This window comes from Aeromonas sp. A35_P, from assembly GCF_002259925.1.
Classification (GTDB): domain Bacteria; phylum Pseudomonadota; class Gammaproteobacteria; order Enterobacterales; family Aeromonadaceae; genus Aeromonas; species Aeromonas dhakensis.
The window spans coordinates 1-5,725 of the sequence record NZ_NEVB01000109.1; the positions used below are offsets into that span (position 1 = coordinate 1).

A 5,725-nucleotide genomic window follows, 5' to 3' on the forward strand; every position below is an offset into this window, starting at 1 on the left:
ATTTTGCAGTATTCTTGCCACCCGACAGTCGTTCAACAGGATGTTATCAGTTCATGTCGTCTACCGCGCTCAGTCATCCCTCTTCTGCCAGCCAGACACCGCTGTTCTTTCGTCTGGATGTGCGCAGCCAACGGCTGGTCGCGTTGACCGATGTGATGCAAACCCCGCTCTACTGGCTCGATGAGCCAAGGGGCCCCTGGCCGGCCCAGCTGCCGGATGCACTGCGCCTGCCTATCGAACAGTTGCTGGTCAGCGGCTAGGGCGGCAAGCTGGTGCTGCGCTTTGCCGGCCAGCAGTGGCACATTGCCCTCTCCCACGAACAAGATGCCTTCTGGCTCATCTGCCTGCAGACCCTGCGCCAGGAGCCGGTGGCCGACCTGGCACTGCAACTGCCGCGCCTGAGCCAGATGGCGAGCCAGCAGCAGTTTGCCGCCATGCTGGAGGCCCTCAAGGAGAGCCTGGGGGCCGATCGCCTCATCCTCTGGCACTATCAGGCCAACGGCCCCCTCGGCAGCGAGCAACTGACCCCGGTCTTTACCCTGGGGGCCGACGAGGTAGCCGCCATTCGCGGCGACAGTCGCTACATCCGCGCCCTGCGCACCCTGCGCACCCGCAAGTCCCTGAGCTTTTCGGAAGCCGCGCACCAGCCCATGCTGAGTCAGCACTACTATCTGGCCAATGCGGGGGTGAGCTCGCGTCTGGACGGTGCCTTGCTTGAGCAGGAAAAACTCATCGGCGTGCTGAGCCTCGAATACCTCAACGCCACCCCGCTGAGCGAAGAGATGCTGCAACTGGTGCGTCACAGCGCCCAGCTGCTCGGCCACTGGCAACCGGTGCCGGAACCGGTCCAGCCCGCCGTGCTGACGCTGCCTGCCGAGCTCACCCTGCTGACCGGCATCGCCTATTGCCGCGCCTTGGTGAGCTGGGCCATGAACGTCAGCGGCGCCCGCATCGGCTGGATCGGCGAGTACCAGCCACGCGGTCAGGATCTCTGGATGATCCCGCGCTGCGTGCTGGAGGGGGAGAGCTTCTCGGTGCTCAAGCCCATCCAGATGGACCCGGGACCGGGTCAGGAGCTGTTCCAGCACGGCCAGGCGCTCTATGTGGAAGACCTGCCCCTGCGTTATCCCCAGGCCAGCCAGCTGCTGGCACTCAATGCCCCCGTCTATGTCGGCATTCCGCTGCACGGCCAGCAGGGCGCCCCCATCGGCCAGCTCGCGTTGCTGCTCGACACGCCACTGGCCGACCCCATACCGCTGCTCGACGCCCTCAGCAGCCAGCATGAGCGGGCCGCCGTCGAACTAAGGCGGCTGGCCGCCGATGATGCGCTGCGACTGGCCGAGGTGGCCTTCAACACCCACGACGGCCTGCTGGTGATGGATCACAAGGGGTTCATCCTCAAGGTCAACCGCTCCTTTGGCCGCATCACCGGTTTTGCCGACGATGAGATGATCGGCCAGCATATCGTCCGGCTCAGGCCCACCTACTATGGCGATCACCTGGCGCAGGACGTGCGCGAGGTGGTGGCGGCCCAGGAGTTCTGGATGGGCGAAGAGCGCTGTTTGCACAAGGATGGCCACCTCTTTCCGGTGCGGCTGATGGTGAGCGGGGTGCAGGACGAACACGGCGAGATCAGCCACTACGTCTGCAGCTTCTATGACATCAGAAAGGAGAAGGAGGCGGCGCGCCACATCGAGCAGCTCGCCTACTACGACGATCTGTGCGGCCTCTACAACCGCCGCAGCCTCAACGACGTCATGCAGCGCACCCTGCAGGAGGCCAGCGGCCAGTGGGGCGCCTTGCTGCTGGTGGATCTGGACAACTTCAAGTCGATCAACGACTCCCTCGGCCATGCCTGCGGCGATCTGCTGCTGCAGGCGGTGGTGGAGCGCCTCAAGACCCTGCCCCAGGACAACCTGGTGCTGGCCCGCATCTCGGGGGACGAATTCGCCCTGCTGTTCAGCGCCCTGGGCCAGGGTTATGTCACCGCCAAGATCCTGGCAGAACACTTCGCCCGCGAGCTGATGGGGCTGTTTCGCATTCCGTTCGACATCGAGGATCACAAGCTGCACTGCAGCGCCTCGGTGGGGATCAGCCTCTTCTCCAGCGAGGACAAGGATCACCTGGTGCTGATGCAGCAGGCCGACACCGCTACCCACATGGCCAAGCGATCCGGCCAGGGCAACTATGTGTTCTTCAGCGAGGCCATGGCGGAGAAAGAGAAGAGCAAGCTGGCGCTCAACAACCAGCTGCGCGATGCCCTGCGCCACCACGAGCTGCAACTGCACTACCAGCCGCAATACCGGGTCGACAACGGAGCACTGTCCGGTATCGAGGCGCTGCTGCGCTGGCAGCGCAGCGACGGCAGCATGGTGCCACCGGCGGAATTCATTCCCATCGCCGAGGAAACCAGCCTCATCCAGGACATAGGCTACTGGGTGATGAAGACCGCCTGCGCCCAATACAGCTTCTGGCTCAACCGCGGGCTGGCCATTCCCCATCTGTCGGTCAACGTCAGCGCCCGCCAGTTCCACACCGCAGGCTTCGTGCAGCAGGTGGAATACATATTGCGCGATACCGGGGTGCCCCCCTCCCGCCTGCTGCTGGAGGTGACCGAATCCGTGGTGCTGGAGAACCGGCTGGAGAGCATCGCCAGGATGCGCCAGCTCAAGGAGCTCGGCATCCTGCTCTCCATCGATGATTTCGGCACCGGCTACTCGTCGCTCGCCTATCTGCGCGATCTGCCGGCGGACGAGGTGAAGCTCGACAGAAGCTTCATTCAGACCCTGGTGCACAGCGAACAGGACAAGGCCATCGTCAAGGCGATCCTGGAACTGGCCAAGGTTTTTCGTTTTACCGTCACCGCCGAAGGGGTCGAAGACGAAGAGCAGCTCGCCATCCTCAAAGCCCTCGGCTGCCAGCATTATCAAGGCTTCCTGACCAGCAGGCCGCTCACCGCCAAAGCCCTCGAGAGCCTGCTGGGTGCCCCGGTACCGGGCTAAACATGTAGGATTTATAGGGCTTTATGTAATAAAATAACGGCCTGCTCGAATCATTGGAGTCGTCTATGTCTGTCATTAATCGGATCCCTGCTGTCGAAGTCAGCGGCCCCGCCGCTGAAACCAGTGTGACCACCGATACATCCGGGGTCATTGGCCGGATCCATTCCGTTGAAACCTGCGGCACCGTCGATGGCCCCGGAATACGCTTCATCGTGTTCATGCAGGGTTGCCTGATGCGCTGCAAGTACTGCCACAACCGCGACACCTGGGACACCCAGGGCGGCCGCGAGGTGACAGTGCCGGAGTTGATGGGCGACATTACCAGCTATCGCCACTTCATGAATGCCTCGGGTGGCGGCGTCACCGCCTCCGGTGGCGAAGCCATGCTGCAGCAAAATTTCATCGCCGAACTGTTCGCCGCCTGCAAGGAGAAGGGCATCCATACCTGCCTCGATACCAACGGCTTCGTCCGCCACTACGACGAACAGCTCGACAAGGTGCTCGACAATACCGATCTGGTGCTGCTCGACATCAAGCAGATCAACGACGACAAACACATTCCGCTGACCCACGTCAGCAACAAGTACACCCTGGAGTTTGCCCGCTACCTGGCCGCCAAGGGCAAGACCATGTGGATCCGCTACGTGGTAGTACCGACCTGGTCGGACGATGACGAGAGTGCCGAAGGGCTCGGCCAGTTCATCGCCGAACTGGGAGAGTGCGTCGAGAAGGTGGAGCTGCTGCCCTACCACGAACTTGGCAAGCACAAGTGGGACGTGCTGGGCGACACCTATGATCTCACCGGGATCAAGCCCCCCAGCAAGGAGACCATGGACCGCGTCCAGGGCATCCTCGCCAAGTACCACAGCAACGTCAAATACTGATAGCTCAGGGGCTGGCCGGGAAAACGCCGGCCCCTTTCACATCGGGCCTCGCCCACCTGCATGCCGTCACCGGACAAGGATCTGCCATGAGTGAAGGACAAGCCGCTGCCCTGCTGCTCTGGGTACTGCTGCTCACATTCAGCCTGCGTGGCACCTTGCTGCGCACCCTCCACGACCATCCGCTCTACCAGCACCTCTGCCTTGGCGGCGCCATCGTGCTGGTGCCGCTCTGGACCCTGCGGGCCGGCCTGCACGAGGGGCTGGAGGTGCACTTTCTCGGCCTCACCAGCCTGACCCTGCTGCTGGGCTGGCGCCTCGCCCTGCTCGCCCCCTGCCTCACCCTGCTGGTGCTCAGCTACTTTGGCGTCATCCCGCTGGCCGAGATAGGCTGGCAGGCCCTCATCGGTGTGGCCCTGCCGGTCGCCACCACCTGGCTGCTGTTCCTCGCCAGCTGGGCCTGGCTGCCGCGCCACCTGTTCGTCTACCTGTTCGTAGTGGCCTTTCTTGGCGGCGCCCTCTCCATCTCGGTCAAAGTGATCGCCAGCGCCCTGCTGATGGGTCTGAGCGACACCTACCCCTGGCGCACCATCAGCGCCGACTACCTCTCCATCTGGCCACTGCTGCTCTTCCCCGAAGCCCTGCTCAACGGCATGACCATGACCCTGCTCGCCATCTACCGCCCCCACTGGGTCAACACCTTCTTCGACCGGGAATACCTGGGCCGCTGAGCCTGCTCTTAAGCTTGTTTGCCACGTGCAAAACAAAAAGCCCCTGAGAAACAGGGGCTTTTTGTTTGTGAAAGGCAGGCGAGGCTAGAAACGATACTCAATGTGGATGGTATGGCTATCCAGTCCTGGATTCTGTTCATACATCTTGGCGTTGGACATATGTTCATATTGATAGCCAATCAGCCAGTTTGGTGTCAGCGCATAGCCAAAGCCAATACCGCTTGAAAACTGGAAGGGACCACCATAGTCCTTGAAGCCATTGCCGCGGTGGCCGAATTCATGCTCCGCCAGCCAGAGTACTTCAACCGGGATCCAGACTACCCAGTTGCCCCACAGGCACTCAGCCCGCGCCCCCGTTCCCAATCTGGCGGTGCTGCCATCTCCGACCTTCAACATGCCACCACGGGCACCCAAACCAAGCTGACAACCTGAGTCGCCCCAACGCCAAAACATGTGGTGATATTTGACATCGACACTATAGATATCGAGCTTTTCGTTTTCGGCTGGTTTGCCAAGCTGCAACGCCATTATGTCATCCTCGGCGAAGACTCCCGTACTGACAGCCATGGTCGCCAGCAATCCTGAAAGCAAGATCGAATTAGCGTGCATCATCCCCTCCACTATCCCTGTTGTTTGCGCCGCCACGTCCAAGTGCAAGCGAGTACATATCAGGAATAGTCAGTCAGGAGGAGGTTTGTCAATTTAGTGTTAACAACTAAAAAAGGCAGCATTTCATGTGGAATAGTCTATGCATTTGCAAGACCAACTGATTTTTTCGGAATAAACCAGAGAAGGTGATTACTATTTGAACAGAAAAGAAACGGTAAACACAGACTGATCACCCCCCATAAAAGCAAGCAATGTAGATCACAAAAATAAAATTTTATTGAAGCAAGAGGGGTGTATGAGAAAAGTCTTAATTAATCAGTTTTTCGCCATCAATACTCACTACACTCGTGTCAATCACCACGAAGTTTCAAAAAAAACACATATATAACAAATGGTTGTGCAATTTAGTTGCATTTTCGAACAATTGATAATGCGTGTTGACTCAATTGCAGCTGGTAGGTAGTATGCAGCGCAAATAAAATTAAGCATGACGCACGTCACA

At 59.9% G+C, this 5,725-nt stretch carries 3 protein-coding genes and 1 pseudogene; 3 read left to right on the forward strand and 1 reads right to left on the reverse strand.

The annotated features are described in order from the left end of the window. The first annotated feature begins 53 nt into the window (after nt 1-53). From CAK78_RS07665 to CAK78_RS07675, 3 genes and pseudogenes are all read left to right on the forward strand, one after another. Nucleotides 54-3,002, forward strand: a pseudogene (locus tag CAK78_RS07665) (sensor domain-containing phosphodiesterase). Nucleotides 3,003-3,067: 65 nt separating this feature from the next. Continuing rightward, nucleotides 3,068-3,886, forward strand: coding sequence for a pyruvate formate lyase 1-activating protein (gene pflA / locus CAK78_RS07670; RefSeq protein ID WP_094696900.1), 819 nt, complete (start codon nt 3,068-3,070; stop codon nt 3,884-3,886). Between the two features lie 86 nt (nt 3,887-3,972). Next, a complete protein-coding gene (locus CAK78_RS07675) occupies nt 3,973-4,614 on the forward strand; it encodes an energy-coupling factor ABC transporter permease (RefSeq protein WP_094696901.1) in 642 nt (213 codons plus the stop codon). Between the two features lie 84 nt (nt 4,615-4,698). On the opposite strand, the gene CAK78_RS07680 is transcribed toward CAK78_RS07675, so the two are convergent. Further along, on the reverse strand, nt 4,699-5,223 hold the full coding sequence (locus CAK78_RS07680) for an acyloxyacyl hydrolase (protein WP_094696902.1): 525 nt from the start codon (nt 5,221-5,223) through the stop codon (nt 4,699-4,701). Nucleotides 5,224-5,725 lie beyond the last annotated feature (502 nt).

Excerpts from the sequence above, each read along its gene's own strand:
- CAK78_RS07680 (WP_094696902.1), bottom strand. The coding sequence starts at position 5,223 with ATGCACGCTAATTCGATCTTGCTTTCAGGATTGCTGGCGACCATGGCT.
- pflA (WP_094696900.1), top strand. The coding sequence starts at position 3,068 with ATGTCTGTCATTAATCGGATCCCTGCTGTCGAAGTCAGCGGCCCCGCC.
- CAK78_RS07675 (WP_094696901.1), top strand. The coding sequence starts at position 3,973 with ATGAGTGAAGGACAAGCCGCTGCCCTGCTGCTCTGGGTACTGCTGCTC.